The sequence below is a fragment of the Ruegeria sp. BI7 genome, from assembly GCF_056537925.1.
In genome coordinates, this window is the sequence record NZ_JBQFSK010000001.1 from 1,157,636 (window position 1) to 1,176,299 (window position 18,664).

The 18,664-nt window shown below is 57.6% G+C and carries 16 protein-coding genes and 1 tRNA gene; 11 read left to right on the forward strand and 6 right to left on the reverse strand.

The window, feature by feature from the left end:
- Window positions 1-318: 318 nt before the first annotated feature.
- The gene (locus ACR0JB_RS05785) at window positions 319-3,939 is read right to left on the reverse strand and encodes a vitamin B12-dependent ribonucleotide reductase (RefSeq protein WP_170505770.1); all 3,621 of its coding nucleotides are present in this window, start codon (window positions 3,937-3,939) and stop codon (window positions 319-321) included.
- A gap of 531 nt (window positions 3,940-4,470) precedes the next feature.
- On the opposite strand from ACR0JB_RS05785, the gene ACR0JB_RS05790 reads away from it, so the two are divergent.
- Window positions 4,471-4,905, forward strand: a complete 435-nt coding sequence (locus ACR0JB_RS05790) for a hypothetical protein (RefSeq protein WP_170394355.1) — start codon at window positions 4,471-4,473, stop codon at window positions 4,903-4,905.
- A 10-nt stretch (window positions 4,906-4,915) separates the two neighbouring features.
- On the opposite strand, the gene ACR0JB_RS05795 is transcribed toward ACR0JB_RS05790, so the two are convergent.
- From ACR0JB_RS05795 to pdxH, 4 genes are all read right to left on the reverse strand, one after another.
- Window positions 4,916-4,992: transfer RNA gene (locus ACR0JB_RS05795), tRNA-Pro, on the reverse strand.
- A 43-nt stretch (window positions 4,993-5,035) separates the two neighbouring features.
- Window positions 5,036-5,503 (reverse strand): DUF192 domain-containing protein, encoded by a 468-nt coding sequence (locus tag ACR0JB_RS05800; RefSeq protein ID WP_170577724.1) that lies wholly within the window; start codon window positions 5,501-5,503, stop codon window positions 5,036-5,038.
- Window positions 5,504-5,509: 6 nt separating this feature from the next.
- Window positions 5,510-6,016 (reverse strand): cold-shock protein, encoded by a 507-nt coding sequence (locus ACR0JB_RS05805; RefSeq protein WP_174818762.1) that lies wholly within the window; start codon window positions 6,014-6,016, stop codon window positions 5,510-5,512.
- A gap of 142 nt (window positions 6,017-6,158) precedes the next feature.
- Window positions 6,159-6,764, reverse strand: coding sequence for a pyridoxamine 5'-phosphate oxidase (gene pdxH / locus ACR0JB_RS05810; RefSeq protein WP_170358619.1), 606 nt, complete (start codon window positions 6,762-6,764; stop codon window positions 6,159-6,161).
- A gap of 135 nt (window positions 6,765-6,899) precedes the next feature.
- On the opposite strand from pdxH, the gene fabI reads away from it, so the two are divergent.
- The 5 genes from fabI (at window position 6,900) to trpE (ending at window position 12,869) form a co-directional block, all read left to right on the forward strand.
- Window positions 6,900-7,706: an enoyl-ACP reductase FabI gene (fabI, locus tag ACR0JB_RS05815; protein WP_170348819.1), complete on the forward strand. Its 807-nt coding sequence runs from the start codon at window positions 6,900-6,902 to the stop codon at window positions 7,704-7,706.
- 4 nt (window positions 7,707-7,710) lie between these two features.
- Entirely contained in the window at window positions 7,711-8,220 is a 510-nt protein-coding gene (gene gpt, locus ACR0JB_RS05820; protein WP_170348820.1) for a xanthine phosphoribosyltransferase, read from the forward strand.
- Between the two features lie 27 nt (window positions 8,221-8,247).
- Complete coding sequence (locus tag ACR0JB_RS05825) at window positions 8,248-9,423, forward strand: aminotransferase (protein ID WP_170577719.1); 1,176 nt, start codon at window positions 8,248-8,250, stop codon at window positions 9,421-9,423.
- A gap of 80 nt (window positions 9,424-9,503) precedes the next feature.
- Entirely contained in the window at window positions 9,504-11,345 is a 1,842-nt protein-coding gene (locus ACR0JB_RS05830; protein WP_170394230.1) for a peptidyl-prolyl cis-trans isomerase, read from the forward strand.
- Window positions 11,346-11,357: 12 nt separating this feature from the next.
- Window positions 11,358-12,869, forward strand: coding sequence for an anthranilate synthase component I (gene trpE / locus ACR0JB_RS05835; protein ID WP_480789747.1), 1,512 nt, complete (start codon window positions 11,358-11,360; stop codon window positions 12,867-12,869).
- Window positions 12,870-12,914: 45 nt separating this feature from the next.
- Here the strand turns inward: trpE and ACR0JB_RS05840 are convergent, their stop codons facing one another.
- Entirely contained in the window at window positions 12,915-14,405 is a 1,491-nt protein-coding gene (locus tag ACR0JB_RS05840) for a divergent polysaccharide deacetylase family protein (protein WP_170505754.1), read from the reverse strand.
- Window positions 14,406-14,600: 195 nt separating this feature from the next.
- On the opposite strand from ACR0JB_RS05840, the gene ACR0JB_RS05845 reads away from it, so the two are divergent.
- The 5 genes from ACR0JB_RS05845 to ACR0JB_RS05865 are packed head-to-tail and all read left to right on the forward strand — an operon-like array spanning window position 14,601 to window position 18,649.
- Complete coding sequence (locus ACR0JB_RS05845; protein ID WP_480643791.1) at window positions 14,601-15,182, forward strand: anthranilate synthase component II; 582 nt, start codon at window positions 14,601-14,603, stop codon at window positions 15,180-15,182.
- Window positions 15,179-16,198, forward strand: coding sequence for an anthranilate phosphoribosyltransferase (trpD, locus tag ACR0JB_RS05850; protein ID WP_170375479.1), 1,020 nt, complete (start codon window positions 15,179-15,181; stop codon window positions 16,196-16,198). The genes ACR0JB_RS05845 and trpD overlap by 4 nt, the downstream gene beginning before the upstream one ends.
- Window positions 16,195-17,007, forward strand: a complete 813-nt coding sequence (gene trpC, locus ACR0JB_RS05855; RefSeq protein WP_170577712.1) for an indole-3-glycerol phosphate synthase TrpC — start codon at window positions 16,195-16,197, stop codon at window positions 17,005-17,007. The genes trpD and trpC overlap by 4 nt, the downstream gene beginning before the upstream one ends.
- Window positions 17,007-17,480, forward strand: a complete 474-nt coding sequence (gene moaC / locus ACR0JB_RS05860) for a cyclic pyranopterin monophosphate synthase MoaC (protein ID WP_170348827.1) — start codon at window positions 17,007-17,009, stop codon at window positions 17,478-17,480. The genes trpC and moaC overlap by 1 nt, the downstream gene beginning before the upstream one ends.
- A complete protein-coding gene (locus tag ACR0JB_RS05865; protein WP_480789748.1) occupies window positions 17,477-18,649 on the forward strand; it encodes a molybdopterin molybdotransferase MoeA in 1,173 nt (390 codons plus the stop codon). The genes moaC and ACR0JB_RS05865 overlap by 4 nt, the downstream gene beginning before the upstream one ends.
- The last annotated feature ends 15 nt before the right edge of the window (window positions 18,650-18,664 follow it).

Here is an 18,664-nt window from a genome sequence, read left to right on the forward strand (position 1 = left end):
TCCCATTCACGGTAAAAAAAAAGAAAGGGGGCCGAAGCCCCCTGTCAGTTTCGCCTTCCAGGCTCATTTCGTTGACCGCCCGGTGTTTTTTTGCCTGCGGCCTGGACTGCGCATGGGACGAGCGCACCCGCCCCGTGAAAGAGTGGGAAAGAGCAAATATTCCGCCCCACCCTGTTCCCGGCCGACACGGGCATGTCGACCGAGTGGAGCAAGACGCCTAGTGGTAAGTCTCAGGCTATGCCTTGCCCCGTATTCGTCGGGACCGAATATCCGAGGGGAAATTCAGGTCCCTACACCCCGCCTGGCGGGGCGTTTGCCTTAGCTACACCCGCTGGTCCCGCCGCAGGTGTTGCATTTCATGCAGGTGCCGTTGCGCACCAGCGTATAGTTTCCACATTCGCCGCACGGGTCTCCTTCGTAGCCCTGCATCTTGGCCTTGGTGCGAGCATCCATGCCTGTGGCAACCGCTGTTTCCGCGACCGGAGCCTCGAACGATGCGGCGGTTTCTGCCATGCCGTTCACCTCGGCCTGACCGCCGTTAAAGACGACAAGGTCCTGCGGCAGACGCTTGCGAAGATACCCGGTTGAGCTGATTTGTTTCAGCACTTCCAAAGACTTAGTCGCTGCACTTTCACTGATTTCAGAGACGTTTGAGACACCCTCTTCCTCGCCCCGGCCCAGATCATCGAAGGTTGCACCTTCGGGTTTCACATGGGCCAGATCGGTACGGTCCAGATAAGACACGGCCAATTCGCGGAAGATGTAATCCAGGATCGACGTCGCGTTCTTGATCGAGTCGTTGCCCTGCACCATTCCCGCCGGTTCGAACTTGGTGAAGGTAAAGGCATCGACGAACTCTTCCAGCGGCACGCCATATTGCAGGCCAACCGAGACAGCGATGGCAAAGTTGTTCATCATCGCCCGGAAGCCAGCGCCTTCCTTGTGCATATCGATGAAGATCTCGCCCAACTTGCCGTCTTCGAACTCACCGGTTCGCAGATAGACCTTGTGGCCGCCCACGATCGCTTTCTGAGTATAGCCCTTGCGGCGATGCGGCAGTTTCTCGCGGTGGCTGCGGATGATTTCCTTGACCACAACCTTCTCGATCACCTTTTCGGCCAGAACGACGGCCTTTTCCTGCGCCGAGCCGCTTTCCAGCACTTCGGCCGCCTCGTCATCATCCTCGACCAGCGCTGCTGCCAGCGGTTGCGACAGTTTCGAACCGTCGCGATAGAGTGCGTTGGCCTTCACACCCAGCGACCACGAAAGCTCATAAGCCTTTTGGCAATCCTCGATGGTCGCGTCATTCGGCATATTGATCGTCTTCGAGATCGCACCCGAGATAAAACTCTGCGCCGCCGCCATCATGGTGATGTGGCTATCAACCCCAAGGAAACGCTTGCCTTTCTTGCCGCACGGGTTGGCGCAGTCAAAGATCGAATAGTGTTCTTCCTTCAGATGCGGCGCGCCTTCCAGCGTCATGGTTCCGCAAACATGGTCATTGGCTGCTTCGATATCCGCGCGGGTGAAGCCCAGATGGCGCAGTAGGTCGAAGGTGGGATCGTTCAGCTTGGTTGCCGGGATGCCCAGAACGCCGGTGCAGAAATCCTCGCCCAGTGTCCACTGATTGAACACGAACCGGATATCAAAGGCGCTTTCCAGCGCGGCGTCCACCTTGGCCAGCTCATTCGGGCCAAAACCGTGACCGGTCAGCGAGGTGTGGTTAATCCCCGGCGCGTTGCCGATAGTGCCGTGACCAACCGCATAACCGACGATTTCTTCGATCTGCGACGAGGAATAGCCTAGCTTTTCCAGCGCGGAAGGCACCGAACGGTTGATGATCTTGAAGTAACCGCCACCAGCCAGCTTCTTGAACTTTACCAGCGCAAAGTCAGGCTCGATCCCAGTGGTGTCGCAATCCATCACCAGACCGATGGTGCCTGTCGGCGCAATCACGGTGGCCTGCGCGTTGCGATAACCGTTCTTCTCACCGAGGCTCAGCGCCTCATCCCAAGCGGACATGGCCAGATCGATCAGACGCTTGTCCGGGCAGTTACCATGGTCCAGTGGCACCGGCTTTACGGCCAGTTTCTCATAACCATCGGTCACGCCTTGCGATGCACGACGGTGGTTGCGGATGACGCGCAGCATGTGGTCAGAGTTGCGCTCATACCCCTTGAAAGGTCCAAGCTCGCCTGCAATCTCGGCCGAGGTCGCATAGGCGACACCGGTCATGATCGCGGTCAGCGCGCCACAGATCGAACGCCCCTCGTCCGAGTCATAGCTGTAGCCCATGTTCATCAGCAGGCCGCCAATGTTGGCGTATCCCAGACCCAAAGTACGGAAATCATAAGACAGTTGCGCGATTTCCTTGGATGGGAACTGCGCCATTGTCACCGAGATTTCCAGCGTCAGTGTCCAAAGGCGCGAAGCGTGCATGTACTCCGCCGCCTGGAATTCACCATCCTTGAGGAAGGTCAGCAGGTTCATCGACGCCAGGTTACAAGCCGTGTCATCGAGGAACATGTACTCCGAGCACGGATTCGAACCGCGGATCGCACCATCTTCGGGGCACGTGTGCCATTCGTTAACTGTGTCATGGAACTGAATGCCGGGATCGGCGCAAGCCCATGCGGCGTGGCCAACCTTTTCCCACAGATCCCGCGCCTTGACGGTCTTCGAGACTTTGCCATCGGTGCGGTTGATCAATTCCCAATCCGCGTCTTTCTCGACGGCGGTCAGGAATGCGTTGGTCACACGGATCGAGTTGTTCGAGTTTTGGCCCGACACCGAGCTATAGGCTTCCGAATCCCAATCCGTATCATAGGTCGGGAACTCAATACTGTCATGGCCCTGCTTGGCGTAATCCAGAACGCGCTTGATGTAAGTTTCTGGGATCGCAACCTTTTTGGCTTCGCGAACCGCTTTCTTCAGGCTGTCATTCTTGTTGGGATCATACGCGTCGTCCTGAGCGCCGTCCCAGCTGCGGATGGCCTCGAAAATGCCGTTCAGCATCTTCTCGTGCATCTTCGATCCGGCAACGATCGAGGCCACCTTCTGCTCTTCGATCACCTTCCATTCGATGAATTTTTCGATGTCAGGGTGATCAGCATCGACGATTACCATCTTTGCTGCTCGACGGGTTGTTCCGCCTGATTTGATCGCGCCAGCGGCGCGGTCGCCGATCTTGAGAAAGCCCATGAGGCCCGAGGATTTGCCGCCACCCGACAGCGCCTCGCCTTCTGCACGCAGATGGCTGAAGTTGGTCCCGGTACCCGAGCCGTATTTGAACAGGCGCGCCTCGCGCACCCAAAGATCCATGATGCCGCCTTCGTTCACCAAATCATCATCGACGGACTGGATGAAGCACGCGTGCGGCTGCGGATGCTCGTATGCGGATTTAGATTTGGTCAGCTTGCCGGTCTTGTAGTCGACATAGTGGTGACCCTGCGCGGGGCCATCGATTCCGTAGGCCCAGTGCAGACCTGTGTTGAACCACTGCGGGCTGTTCGGCGCGGCGCGCTGAGTCGCCAGCATATAACGCATCTCGTCAAAGTAAGCGCGCGCATCCTCCTCGGTCGAGAAATAGCCGCCCTTCCAACCCCAATACGCCCAAGCGCCCGCCAAGCGGTCGAACACCTGCTTGGACGAGGTTTCGCCACCGAATTCTGCACCTTCTGCAGGAACTGAGCGCCACAGAAATTCGGGAACGTCCTTTTCCTTGACCTTTTTCAGAGCCGACGGAACGCCAGCCTTACGAAAGTATTTCTGAGCGATGACATCACTGGCGACCTGGCTCCACTTTGCGGGGATCTCGATTTCGTCCAGTCGGAAAACAATGGTGCCGTCCGGGTTCCGTATCTCAGATGTCGCAGAGACAAAATCCAGTTCTGCGTATGCATCTTGCCCCGATTTGGTGAATTTCCTGTCAATCTTCATGTCCGCAGCCCTAGATTCAATCAACTTGTCCGTTCGCGTCAGATGCATTTCAGCGATCCGCACGCCATGCCTGAAAATTGGGCGCAAATGACCGGTCGCTGTCTTTAACAGCGCGAAACCGCTTATACGGTTGCACGTTTAATAGATGTGCTTTCCGACCCTCGCCCTATGCCTTACCCTGGTTATGCTACCAGATTTAGTGGCATGTCTTTCGGCCCATACAACTTGGCGTATTCGGCCATAGATCGTCAACGCCATTTTCATTCATTTTTGAAATCTTTTTTGTTGACCAAACGGTTCCAAAGGGTCCGCGGGCGTTGGATTCCGATTCCTCCACAGGTTCATCCACGGGATAAAGCACTGCACTTGAAAATCGCGCAACAGGATTAACTGTTTTTATCAGCAGAGTTACCGGCATTTGATAATCCCGTTGTAAGGTGGATAGGCCGAATGAGAATCACAACACCACCGGTCGCGTGGCCAGACAGGAGGTATAACGTGCAGAATAGAAAATCGAGAGTGTCAAAGGGGATGACCGCGTTTCGATTTCTGCCCGCAATGGCCCTTATCGTGGCCTGCGCACCACAAGATATGCCCCCTCCGACCCGTAGCGCGCAGTTTGAAACATATCCCGAACGGCTGTTTGACACCTTTGAGACTCAGTGCGCTGGGCCAGGAGAAAAGTTCGAGAAAGTGGGGAATCGGGTGTTTGAGTGCCAGGAGTTTCTTCCTCCGGACACCACCGCGTTTCTGATTCTCAATTATGATGGCTACCCGCAAGACCTGCCCAAAAGCGTCATGCGCATGACGTCGACCAAGAACACTACCGGGTATCGCGTGGACGCCGAATTGTACTTTAGTGTGCCGCAAAAACAGGGCCCGGCCGTCAAAGTTCCCGTAGAGAGCAAAGCACTGGATCAAGCGTTGGGCGCGCTGTTCCAAAAGATGGGTGGTTCACCAACATAAGAGGAAGAAGTGGTCGGGGCGGCAGGATTCGAACCTACGACCCCCTGTACCCAAAACAGGTGCGCTACCAGACTGCGCCACGCCCCGGACCGTGCGCCTTCCTAACGTTGCCATTCTGATTTGAAAAGCCCTAACAGGGCCAAATTGCAGGACCTTGCGAAAAAATTTCGTGCTGCATCTGTGTTCCTTGGGTGATCAGGTAACGCGCCGCCAATCCAGCGTTGATTTCCAGGACTGCATACACCGAATCTCCGCCTTCGATCAGTGATTCATCCCCGGGAATCGCGTTCTCATGCACATGTACAACAGCTCCTGTGCGATCCAGAAAAATGATATCCAAGGGAATCAGCGTGTTTCTCATCCAAAAGGCGACTGGCTGCGGCGGATCGAACACGAACAGCATTCCAGACCGCTGCGGCAGCGACTCGCGAAACATCAATCCACGCGCCCTATCCTGCGGACTGATTGCAAGCTCGACGTTGAAACTGACCTGAGTTTTGTCGTTCCGCAGCCCGACACGATCCACCTGGCACGCAGCCAGCACGTTACCGGCCCACAGCATTGTCACACTTGCAAGAACCGTTAACAGTCTGATCATCTGGTATTATTCGTCCAGTGCCGCTTCCCAGGCCAGGACCTGAGCCGCCATACGCCCGCGTTTGCCATTAATGACGCGCATCGCCAACGCTTCGCCTGGTTGCAGATCAGCCAGACCAGATCGACGCAGCACCTCGATATGCAGGAAAACGTCTTCGTCCCGACCAAAAACATTGGCAAAGCCAAAACCCTTGCCCTTGTCGAACCATTTCACCCGCGCCGCTTCCAAAGGAGCCTCGGCGATCACAACCGGATCAAGTTCCGCGAAATCCGCCAACATCATTGAGTCGGTGCGCGCCGGTGGGTCTACGCTGACAACCTCAACCGCCTGAACGCCGCGGTCAGTGCGATGCGTCATGATCTCGATCCCGGCGCCATCGGCGACCGAGCTTTGACCAAAGTTACGTAACACGTTCACATGCAACAGAATATCCGGGCCACCTTCGTCGGACACAACGAACCCGTACCCCTTAGCGGGGTCAAACCATTTCACGTGTCCTCGAACGCGGTACATATTGTTCAGGTCTTCCGGCACAGCATTCCTATCGCGAAAATTAATAGTTCGTTAAGGGTCCGATGTGTATGGGATTGGCTCGCAAATTCAAGCTGAAAAAATCCTTTGATTTCTTTGTGTTGCATTTCACGATACGCGAATGTCATGGATTCAACCTTTGTACATCCCATGCCGAGTCTTCCTGATCCCGGCGCCACTGAAACCTGTCGTGCAACCGGAATGCACCATCGGCCCAAAACTCGATCTCGCTCGGCACTAACCTGTACCCGCCCCAGAACGGTGGTCGCGGTGGGTTCGGCCCCAATTTCGCGGTCACCTTTGCAACTTCTGCCATCAAAGCAGCCCGGCTACTAAGAGGCTGAGACTGTTTCGAAGCCCAAGCCCCAAGACGGCTTTTTAGCGAGCGCGACGCATAATACTCATCGGCTTGCGCCCCGCTTTCCCGGGTTATTGTACCACGAACACGGATTTGCCGCCTCAATGATTTCCAATGCATCACAAAAGCTGCTTTGCCCGCCGAATCCAATTCGGCCGCCTTGGCACTTTCGTAATTGGTGTAAAATACAAAGGCACCGGATTCGATTTCTTTCAACAGCACCATACGCACGTTCGGCATGCCGTCAGAATCGACGGTTGCCAACGCTATTGCATTGGGATCGTTCGGTTCGCTGTCTTTGGCCTCACCCAGCCACCGCCCCGCTATTTCAAACGGATCGGAGCCGGCGAAGATGCCGTCACGCTCGGTCATTTCCATCCCCCGGAAACTATTATTGGCCACCCTAGGGCGAGAACCCGCTGCGGGCAAGAGTACGCGGCCTTGATGCAGCGCATCCAATGGCATAAACCAACGCAACAAATCGCGAAGACAGGCGGAGAACCAAACATGTCAAATCAGTTGATGGCCGGCAAACGCGGCCTCATCATGGGACTGGCCAATGATAAATCGATCGCATGGGGCATTGCCCGCGCTTTATCCGATGCCGGGGCCGAATTGGCCTTTTCCTATCAGGGCGATGCCCTAAAAAAGCGGGTCGATCCGCTGGCGGCGCAGCTGGGCAGTGAAATTGTTCTTCCCTGTGATGTGGGTGACGAGGACTCGATTGATGCTCTGTTCTCGGAATTGGAACAGAAATGGGGCAAGCTGGACTTCGTGGTTCACGCGATTGGTTTTTCCGACAAGAATGAGCTGCGTGGTCGGTACGTCGATACCAGCCGGGCGAATTTCAAGCTGACCATGGATGTTTCGGTCTACTCTTTCACCGCCGTCATGCAGCGTGCGGAAAAGATGATGTCCGAAGGCGGCAGTGCAATCACTCTGACCTATTACGGTGCCGAGCAGGTTATGCCGCACTATAACGTCATGGGTGTCGCCAAGGCCGCGCTGGAAGCATCGGTCAAATATCTGGCCGAGGATCTGGGCAAAGACGGTATCCGGGTGAACTCGATCTCGGCCGGTCCGATCAAGACGCTGGCAGCCAGCGGTATTGGTGACTTCCGCTATATCATGAAGTGGAACGAGTATAATTCGCCCCTGCGCCGCAACGTGACCATCGACGATGTCGGTAAATCAGCGCTGTATCTGCTGTCCGATCTCAGCAGTGGTGTCACGGGCGAAAATCTGCACGTAGATTCGGGGTATCACATCGTCGGTATGAAAGCCGTCGACGCCCCGGACGTTGAAAAGGGTTAACGCAATGAGCGCCAAGGACCGTCTGCCTCACGAAAAAGGCTTTCACATCAGTTGGGACCAAATCCATCGCGATTCCCGTGCTCTGGCATGGCGGCTGGATGGTCAAGGACCGGACGACGGTGCTTGGCGCGCGGTTGTTGCGATCACACGCGGTGGTATGGCCCCAGCCATGATCGCCAGCCGTGAGCTGGACATTCGCACCGTCGACACGATTAGCGTGCGGTCCTATCACCATCAGGAACAAGGCGAAGCCGAGGTGCTGAAAGCCCCTGATGCCGATCTGATGGGTGATGGTGAAGGCGTTTTGATCATCGACGATCTCGTCGACAGCGGCAAAACACTGGAACTGGTGCGTGCGATGTACCCCAAGGCGCATTTTGCCACTGTCTATGCCAAACCCAAAGGCCGCCCGATGGTGGATACGTTCATCACCGAAGTCAGCCAGGATACGTGGATCTTCTTCCCGTGGGATATGGCCCTGCAATATGTCGAGCCCTACCGCGGCACAGACTGATCTTTTCCTGAACATCTAGGATCTCGCATGACCCGGACACGCACCGCCGCCACCTTCGCCCCTCCGGTGATGGAGGCGCGGCGCTGGCTGGAAGGCGCGAATTTCCCTGACGACCAGCCTTTGATCAATGTCAGTCAGGCCGCACCGGTCGATCCGCCCCCTTTGGCCTTGCGTCAGGCCATGGCCGAATTTGCGGTGACCGAGGATCGGGCCCATCTCTATGGGCCGGTTCTGGGCAATCCCGATCTGCGCAACGAATTGGCGGCGCAAATTGGTCAGCACTATGATGTCGAGGTCGCAGCGGATCAGGTCGCAATCACCTCGGGTTGCAATCAGGCATTTGCCGCCACAATCTCGGCCATCACTGACGAAGGGGATGAGGTTATCCTGCCAACCCCATGGTATTTTAATCACAAAATGTGGCTGGACATGGCCGGGGTACATGCCGTTGACCTGAAGACCGGTGATGATCTGTTACCTAATCTTGATGCCGCCCGCGCTTTGATCACCGACAAGACCCGCGCCATCGCTCTGGTCACGCCGAACAACCCGGGTGGTGTGGAATACCCGGCCGATCTGGTGCGCGCGTTCTACGAACTGGCCCGTGAAAACGGTCTGCGCTTGCTGGTCGATGAGACCTATCGCGATTTCGACAGCCGCAGCGGCCCGCCCCATGACCTGTTCGCACAGCCCGGTTGGGATAAGACGTTGGTTCACCTCTACTCCTTCTCCAAGGCTTACCGCCTGACCGGTCATCGGGTTGGTGCCATTGCAACCGGTGCTGACCTGCTATCCGAAGTGGAAAAATTCCTCGATACGGTGGCGATCTGCCCGGGCCAGATCGGCCAGTTCGCGGCCCTTTGGGGCATGCGGAACCTGTCCCAATGGGTCGCCGGAGAACGCGACGAAATCCTCGACAGACGCGCGGCTATCAAAGAGCAGTTGCCAAACCTGACTGACAAGGGTTGGCGTCTGTTAGGTTTGGGCGCCTATTTCGCCTATTTCGAACATCCGTTCGATATCCCCTCGGACGAACTGGCCCGCCTTCTGGTGGCGGAGGCCGGCATCCTTCTGCTGCCCGGAACGATGTTTATGCCGCCGGATGATCCCGCCGGAAAACGCCAGATGCGCATTGCATTCGCTAATCTCGACCGCGCCGGTATTCAGCAATTGTTCGAACGGTTGCAAGCCCTGTCCTTCTGAGCTTGCCCCCCGGCGGTGCGCGTCGTATTCAGGGCCGCAACCGACAGGGCAGTTCCTTGCCACAAGATTAAGAGGGCACCATGGCCGCAGGCATGAAAAACCTATCGAAGACCTTTGTCTGGATTCTCATGGGCCTATTGATGCTGGGCCTTGCGGGCTTTGGCGCAACCAGCCTGACCGGCACCGTGCGCACCGTCGCGCAAGTTGGGAACGAAGAGGTTTCGATCAACCAATACGTTCGCGAATTGCAGCGCGAAATCCGCGCGGTCGAAAGCCAGACCGGCCAGCCCTTGCAAATGTCGCAGGCGCATGAGTTCGGTCTGGATCAGTTGGCCCTGTCGCGCCTGACCGCTTTGGCCGCGCTGGACAACGAAGTCGGTGAGCTGGGCATTTCGATCGGGGATGAGAACCTGCAAGAAGAAATCGTCGCCATCCCGGCCTTTCAGGGCGTCAACGGAACGTTTGACCGCGAGGCCTATCAGTTCCAGCTGGAACAGGCTGGCATGACGGATACAGAATTCGAATCGGATCTGCGCAAGGAGTCCTCGCGCACCATCGTACAAAACGCGGTGATCAGCGGGGTTGAAATGCCTTCACTTCTGACGCAAGTGCTGACGGACTATGTCGGCGCACGCCGCAGTTTTACCGTTGCGACGGTCGGACCCGACGCCCTGACATCGCCTGTTCCTGCACCCACGGATGAGCAGATCCAGACCTATTTTGATGAGAATCAGGATCAGTTCACCCTGCCCCGCACCAAGCAACTGACTTATGCGATTCTGTCGCCCGACATGCTGTTGGACAGTGTCGAGATTGATGAGGATGCGGTGCGTCGCGTCTATGATCAGCGTGCCTCGGAATTCTATCAGCCCGAGCGTCGTCTGGTCGAACGTCTGACTTATCCGAACGAAGAAGACGCACAGCATGCGATGGCGCAGCTTGAGGTTGGTGGCACCACGTTCGAAAACCTCGTAAGAGATCGTCAGCTAGAGCTGAGCGATATCGACCTTGGCGATGTCACCCGCGAAGATCTGGGCGAAGCTGCTGATGCCGTCTTTGCCGCCGATCTGGACGCGGTTGTTGGCCCGCTGCCCTCGACCTTCGGCCCCGCGCTGTTCCGTATCAACGGATCGCTGGCCGAAAACAACACGCCGTTCGAAGATGCCGCCCCTGCCCTGCGCGAAGAACTGGCCGCCGACCGCGCGCGCCGTCAAATCGAAGCACAGGCCGAAGACATTGACGACCTGCTTGCCGGTGGTGCGACACTGGAAGAGCTGACCGGCGAGACCGAGATGGAACTGGGCCAGATCGACTGGACCCGCGAAAGCGGTGAAGGCGTCGCCGCGTATGACGGTTTCCGCGCCGCTGCCGAAGCCGTAAACGAAGGCGACTTCCCCGAGGTTGCGTTCCTCGAAGACGGTTCGATCTTTGCTTTGCGTTTGAACAAGGTGCTGCCCCAACGCCCCGAGCCTCTGGAAAGCGCACGTGATCGTGTGGCCGCCGCATGGACGCAGGTGGAAACCGGCAAGGCGTTGGCTGAAAATGCGAATTCCGTTCTGGAGCAACTGAATGCTGACGGCGATTTCACCGCCACCGGTTTGCCGTTCCGGGTTGAAAATGCGCTGACCCGCACCGCTTTCCTTGAGGATGTGCCGGCAGATTTCATGGGTCAGGTGTTCGAGATGGAACCTGGTGAGCTGCGCGTCATTCCTGGCGATGGCACGGCTTTTGTCGTGCGTCTTGAAGAATTGCTACCGCCCGCCGAAACTGATGAACTGCGCCAGGTACAGACCGCGCTGGAAGCACAGTTAAATCAGGCGCTGGCCCAGAACATCTTTGACGCTTATGTGCGCGACGCGCAGACCCGCGCCCGTCCCGTGATTGACCAACGCGCGCTGAACGCCGTGCAGTCGAGCTATTAAAAGAGACCAAATATGGCCCTGACCCCCGAGTTTGACAGCTTCGCCCGCGCCTATGAGGCTGGCGAAAATCAGGTCGTCTACACCCGCTTGGCGGCCGATCTGGATACGCCCGTGTCCCTGATGCTCAAGCTGACCGGTGCGCAGAAAGACGCCTTTATGCTGGAATCCGTGACCGGAGGCGAGGTGCGTGGCCGCTATTCAATCATCGGGATGAAACCGGACCTGATCTGGCGCTGCCGGGGTGAGGCGTCCGAATTGAACCGCTCGGCCAGGTTCGATGCCGACGCGTTTTCGCCTCAGGATGGCAATCCGATGGACAATCTGCGCGCTCTGCTGGCCGAAAGCCGGATTGAGCTGCCTGACGATTTGCCTCAAGCCGCCGCAGGGCTGTTCGGTTATCTTGGGTATGACATGGTGCGTCTGGTAGAGTATCTGCCGGATGTGAACCCAGACCCGCTGGGCCTACCCGATGCGATTATGCTGCGCCCATCGGTCATCGCCGTTCTGGACGGTGTAAAGGGAGAGGTCACGGTCGTCTCCCCTGCCTGGGTCGCCGAGGGTCAATCCGCCAAGGCTGCCTATGCGCAAGCCGCTGAGCGTGTGATGGACGCAGTGCGCGATTTAGATCGCGCCATGCCCGCCGAGACTCGCGATCTGGGCGACGCCTCTGAAGTCGCGCCTCCGGTGTCGAATTTCACAAAATCCGGCTATATGGAAGCGGTTAAAAAGGCCAAGGAATACATCCGCGCAGGTGACATCTTTCAGGTGGTACCAGCTCAGCGTTGGACACAGGATTTCCCGCTGCCGCCCTTTACGCTCTATCGGTCATTGCGGCGCACTAACCCCTCTCCGTTCATGTTCTATTTCAACTTTGGCGGCTTTCAGGTGGTCGGTGCCAGCCCAGAAATTCTGGTGCGTGTCTTTGGCGACGAAGTAACAATCCGCCCCATCGCAGGTACCCGACCCCGAGGTGCAACCCCCGAAGAGGATAAGGCCAACGAGGTCGATCTGCTGGCCGACAAGAAAGAGCTGGCCGAACACTTGATGTTGCTGGACCTGGGCCGCAACGATACCGGCCGCGTGGCCAAGATCGGAACGGTGCGGCCAACCGAAGAGTTCATCATCGAACGCTACAGCCATGTGATGCACATCGTGTCGAACGTGGTCGGAGAGCTGGCCGAAGACAAAGACGCGTTGGACGCGTTCTTTGCCGGGATGCCTGCTGGCACCGTCTCGGGCGCGCCGAAAGTGCGCGCGATGGAGATCATAGACGAGTTGGAGCCTGAAAAGCGCGGTATCTATGGCGGCGGCGTTGGTTATTTCAGTGCCGGCGGCGACATGGACATGTGCATTGCTCTGCGAACGGCCATCGTGAAGGATCACAAGCTTTATATTCAGGCGGGTGGCGGCGTTGTTTTTGATAGCGACCCCGAGGCAGAGTTTATGGAAACCGTCCATAAATCAAACGCCATTCGCCGCGCTGCTGCCGATGCGTCCCGGTTCACAGGATCGGGCAACACATAAAAAAACGGCGGGCTTTCAGGGCCAGCCGTTTTTGTTGTTTCGAGGTTACTGAACCTCTTTCATCATCACTGCAGAGATTGGGGCCATCGCCACACGGCTGCCCCGATCTTCAAGCCCCCACAGCAACAAAGCCGAGATCGTGTCAGGGCGCAGACGGCCCAGCATTACAACCGTCCCCTCCTGCCCGGCACGAAATGCCGCTTGGTCCAGAAAACGACGCATGATCTTGGGGTCCTGGCGCGCACCGTCGATATCGCGGAAAATCACACCCGATGGAATACCGTTGCGCGCAGCCAGTTTTTGGACAGTGTTCAGACCATTGTCCTGTGTGATCAGACCACGCCCTGTACCGGCAGCAATTGCGGCCACCTGGTCGGCCAGCTTGCGATTGCCCTGAATGCCCGAATCCACGCCTTCGAGAATTCCCACCGTTTCCGGTAACGTGTCGAGCCATACGGCCAGCGATACTTCGGCATCCTGCGCGCTGGCGGCTTCGTGTAGATCAGCCAGAGCCAGAACTTCGAACCCGGCTTCGCGGTGACGCGCCATCTTTTCAACAGCGTCCGGATCAGACGGGCTGACGGCAAAACTCAGCGGATAAGGAAAATCATGCAGAGCTTCAGCCCCATAGGCACCTTCATCGTCGATCAGAATGATTGACATCAACGGCTTGGATTCGGGGTTTTCGAATTCCGCCGCATAAGCCTCGATCGGCTTGCCGGGAATAGCGACCTCCACGTTGGATGTGCTTACCTCAATAACATCATCACGTTCCGTCAATGGAACCACGCGCGTTCCGACTGTCGAGACTGTGGTCGCTTCGCTTGCCCCCCCAATTTGCGGAACCGACGCGATCCGGGGCAGATTGCGCGGTGCTGTATCCTCATCACCTTCTACGGCGATTGGGCTGTCGACAAATGGGTTTTTCTCGGTTTCCGGATCGGCGGCTGCGGCGACCTCGGGTTCCGGTTGTGCTGCACTGTCGGCAACAACAGGGTCCGATTTCTGTTCCCCCTCGGCAACCTCGGGTTCTGGTTTCGGCTCGGCCTCCACAACCTCGGGCTCTTGTTCGACGGCCGGTTCAGGCTGAGGTTCAGGCACCTCCAGCGACACCTCAGGCAAGGCTTCGGCATTTGGGGATACCTGCGACAACGGCGGGGCCTGTGGAGAGACCGGGGCCACAGTGGTTGCAATTACAGGAGCTGATTGAGCAACGCTGGGCGCATCGACTTGCGCCGGGTCCAGGTTGACTTTGGGTTGGGCATCGGGCTCAACCTCGACATCTGACAATTCAGCCAGCGTGTCCGTCTGTTCGCCGACAGATTCAGGTGTGGTTGGTGGCAAGTCCAGCACATCGGGGTCACCCCCGGTATCAGTGGCGTCCGCCACTGTATCCGGGACATCAGCCAGAGAGGGTTCAGGCGCAGAAACCGCCACGTTCGGTTTGCTGGTCAAAGGCATGTTCAAAGACAGCACCGCCCCCAGCACAAGAACAGCGACCGTTCCCACGATCATTCCGCCGACAAATCCGCCCATAACAATTGCCTCTCGTCTTGGCCCTGCATCGATCACATGTTCGCCGTCTGCTGCGGCATTTGCTTACCGCAGCGCCAAGTACGGGATGTCCCCTTGACGCTGCCGCGCAAGCCTGAGCATGTATGTCCCGACATTATACCGTGGCTCGGGGCTGCATCGCCAGCCCGAAATGCCCAAGCCGAGACAAGTGCCCAAATGCTGCTGCTGATCGACAACTACGACTCGTTTACCTACAACCTGGTACATTATTTAGGCGAACTTGGCGCCGAGATGGTCATTCGGCGGAATGACGCCTTGGACGTTCAGGAAGCCATGGCCATGAACCCATCCGGCATCCTGCTCAGCCCCGGCCCCTGTGATCCGGATCAGGCCGGTATCTGCTTGGCCTTGACCGAAGCAGCGGCTGAAACGAAAACGCCGCTGATGGGAGTCTGTCTTGGCCATCAGACTATCGGACAGGCCTTTGGGGGCGACGTCATCCGCTGCCACGAAATCGTACATGGCAAAATGGGAACGATGCACCACACCGGAAAAGGTGTGTTTGCCGGGCTGCCCTCGCAATTTGAGGCGACCCGCTATCATTCTTTGGTGGTCGACCCCAACACCCTGCCCGACTGTCTTGAGGTCACGGCAGAGCTGGAAGACGGCACCATTATGGGTCTGCAGCACAAAGAATTGCCGATTCACGGCGTTCAGTTCCACCCGGAATCCATCGCCTCCGAGCATGGTCATGCCCTGCTCAAGAATTTCCTGTCTGAGATGAAAGTTCCCGCATGAGCGACGCTCTGAAACCGCTGATCGGAGCCGCCGCCGATCGGCCTCTGACCCGTGCCGAAGCCGAACAGGCCTTTGGTATCTTGTTTGACGGTGAAGCCACGCCCAGCCAGATCGGTGGCCTGCTGATGGCCATGCGCACCCGTGGCGAAACGGTCGAGGAATACGCCGCGGCCGCCGCCGTGATGCGCGCCAAGTGCAATGCCGTCACCGCGCCCGACGGTGCAATGGATATCGTCGGAACCGGAGGCGACGGCAAAGGCACGCTCAATATCTCAACCGCCACGGCATTTGTTGTCGCTGGTGCTGGTGTCACCGTGGCCAAGCATGGCAACCGCAACCTCAGCTCAAAATCCGGGGCAGCGGATGCCTTGGGTCAGTTGGGGATCAACGTCATGGTTGGCCCGGAAACTGTTGAGAATGCTTTGAAAGAGGTCGGCATCGGCTTTATGATGGCCCCGATGCATCACCCAGCCATTGCGCATGTCATGCCCTCGCGGCAAGAGCTTGGGACCCGGACGATCTTCAACATTCTCGGCCCTTTGACGAACCCTGCGGGCGTCAAACGGCAATTGACCGGAGCCTTCAGCCGCGACCTGATACGCCCAATGGCCGAAACGCTTGGTCTGCTGGGGTCTGACCGTGCCTGGCTGGTACACGGATCAGATGGGACCGATGAGCTGACCATCACTGGCATCAGTTGGGTCGCCGCACTAGAGGATGGTGGCGTTAAGGAGGTGGAACTTCACCCCGAAGACGCGGGCCTACCGGTTCATCCGTTCGAGGATATCATCGGCGGAACACCCGAAGAAAATGCTGTCGCCTTCCGCGCGCTGCTGGACGGGCAGCCCTCGGCCTATCGCGATGCGGTTCTGTTGAACTCTGCCGCCGCGCTGGTGGTTGCAGACGCCGCAACAGATTTGCGGGATGGTGTCGAAAAAGCCGTCGAAAGCATCGACAGCGGAAAAGCCAAAGAAAAAATCGCGGTACTGGCCCGCATGACTCAGGAGGCCGCATGACCGAGACGGTACTGGACAAGATCAAAGCCTATAAGCTGGAAGAAATAGCTGCAGACAAGGCTGAGAAGTCCTTGGAAACACTGGAAAGTGAGGCACGGTTCGCATCCGAAGTGCGCGGCTTTGCCGAAAGCTTGCGGAAAGCGACCCGCAAGGGGTATGGCCTGATCGCCGAGGTCAAAAAGGCCAGCCCCTCCAAGGGGTTGATCCGCGCCGATTTCGACCCGCCTGCATTGGCCAAGGCGTATGAAGAAGGCGGTGCAGCCTGTCTGTCTGTACTGACCGACACGCCTAGCTTCCAAGGCGCCAAGGAATACTTAACCGCGGCACGCGCAGCAACGTCGCTGCCAGCCCTGCGTAAGGATTTCATGTACGACCCTTATCAGGTGGTCGAAGCGCGCGCTTTGGGTGCCGATTGCATTCTAATCATCATGGCCTCGGTCGAAGATGGTCAGGCGGCCGAGCTGGAACAAACGGCCTTTGACTGGGGGATGGACGTTCTTATCGAAGTTCACGACGAGGCTGAACTGGAACGTGCGACCCAACTAAAAAGCCCATTGATCGGGATAAACAACCGTAATCTCAAGACCTTCGAGACCACACTAGATACCACGCGCCGTCTGTCGAAACTGGTTCCGGGAGGTCGGACGATTGTCTGTGAAAGCGGGCTGAGTACGCCCGAAGATCTGGCCGATATCGCCCGTTATGGCGCGCGGTGTTTCCTGATTGGGGAAAGCCTGATGCGTCAGGATGATGTCACCGCCGCCACCCGGCAATTGCTGGCAAACCCGCTGATCCCCGGAGTGATGTGATGCCTCTGACCCATTTCGATGCACAGGGACAGGCCCATATGGTCGACGTCTCAGATAAGGCTGTTACTGACCGCGTCGCGGTGGCGGCTGGCCACATCAAGATGGCAAAGGAAACCTTTGATTTAATTTCAGAAGGACGCGCCAAGAAGGGCGACGTTTTGGGTATTGCGCGGCTGGCAGGCATCATGGGAGCGAAGAAAACACCCGACCTAATCCCGCTATGTCACCCCTTGCCAGTCACAAAGGTTGCGGTTGAGTTGACCCTGAACCCTGATTTGCCGGGCGTACAGATTGAAGCCACCGTCAAGACCGCAGGCCAGACCGGGGTTGAGATGGAGGCGTTGACTGCGGTCTCAACCGCGGCGCTGACTGTGTATGACATGACCAAGGCAGTCGATAAGGCGATGGAGATCGGCGGTATCCGGGTCCTGCTGAAAGATGGCGGTAAATCAGGCCGTTACGAGGCGAGATGATTACGGTCGAAGAAGCCAGGTCACTACTGTTTGATCTTGTTTCCCCGCTAAACGCCGAAACAGTTCCGCTTGCCGAATCTGCTGGCCGCGTGCTGGCGGAAGACCTCAGCGCCACGCGCGATCAACCGCCATTTTCGGCCTCTTCCATGGATGGTTATGCGCTGAAGTCGACCGAAGTCGAACAACACGCCATGTTCAAAGTAGTTGGCGAATCCGCTGCCGGGCGTCGTTTTGAAGGCACCGTGGGCCCCGGTCAGGCCGTTCGTATCTTTACCGGCGCTCCGGTGCCGGAAGGTGCTGATTTCGTGGTTATTCAAGAAGATACGGAACGGCGCGGGGATTTGCTTACAATCACCGACGATCCCGGACCGAAAACAAATATCCGACCTGCAGGTGTCGACTTTACCGTCGGCACCAAGATTAGCGCTCCGCGCCTTTTGCGCCCTGAAGACGTCGCGCTGTTGGCAGCAATGAATATTGCAACAGTGCCGGTCAAACGCAGACCCGTGGTCGCATTGATTTCAACCGGAGATGAACTGGTTATGCCCGGTGAGATCCCAGGCCCGGATCAAATCATCGCTTCGAACACTTTTGGCCTGAAAGCCATGCTAGAGGATGCCGGTGCACATGTGCGAATTCTGCCGATCGCGCGCGATACTGTCGCGTCCTTGGAAACGGCGTTTGGGCTGGCAAGCGGCGCCGATCTGGTCGTGACAATCGGCGGTGCCTCGGTCGGAGAATACGATCTGGTCGGGGACGTTTCTCAGAAATTGGGGATGGAACGGTCGTTCTACAAAATCCGCATGCGCCCCGGGAAACCCCTGATGGCGGGTCAGTTGGGTGACACAGCGATGGTTGGACTCCCGGGAAACCCCGTGAGTGCAATGGTTTGCGGTTATCTCTTCCTGATCCCCATGTTGCGTCGCATGTTGGGCATCGAACAAGCCCTTACCCCGTTTCGCCGGGCCAAGCTGGCCGAGCCCATCGGCAAAAACGGCCCACGCGAACATTATATGCGAGCTGTCGTCGGTGAGGATGGCATTCGCGCCTGTGCCGATCAGGACAGCTCGCTTCTCAGTGTTCTGGCGCAGGCCAACGCGCTTTTGGTACGTGAGCCGAATGATCCGGCGCGCCCCTCGGGGGATGAGGTTCTGTACCTGCCGATATAGGCCACGCTCAAATCC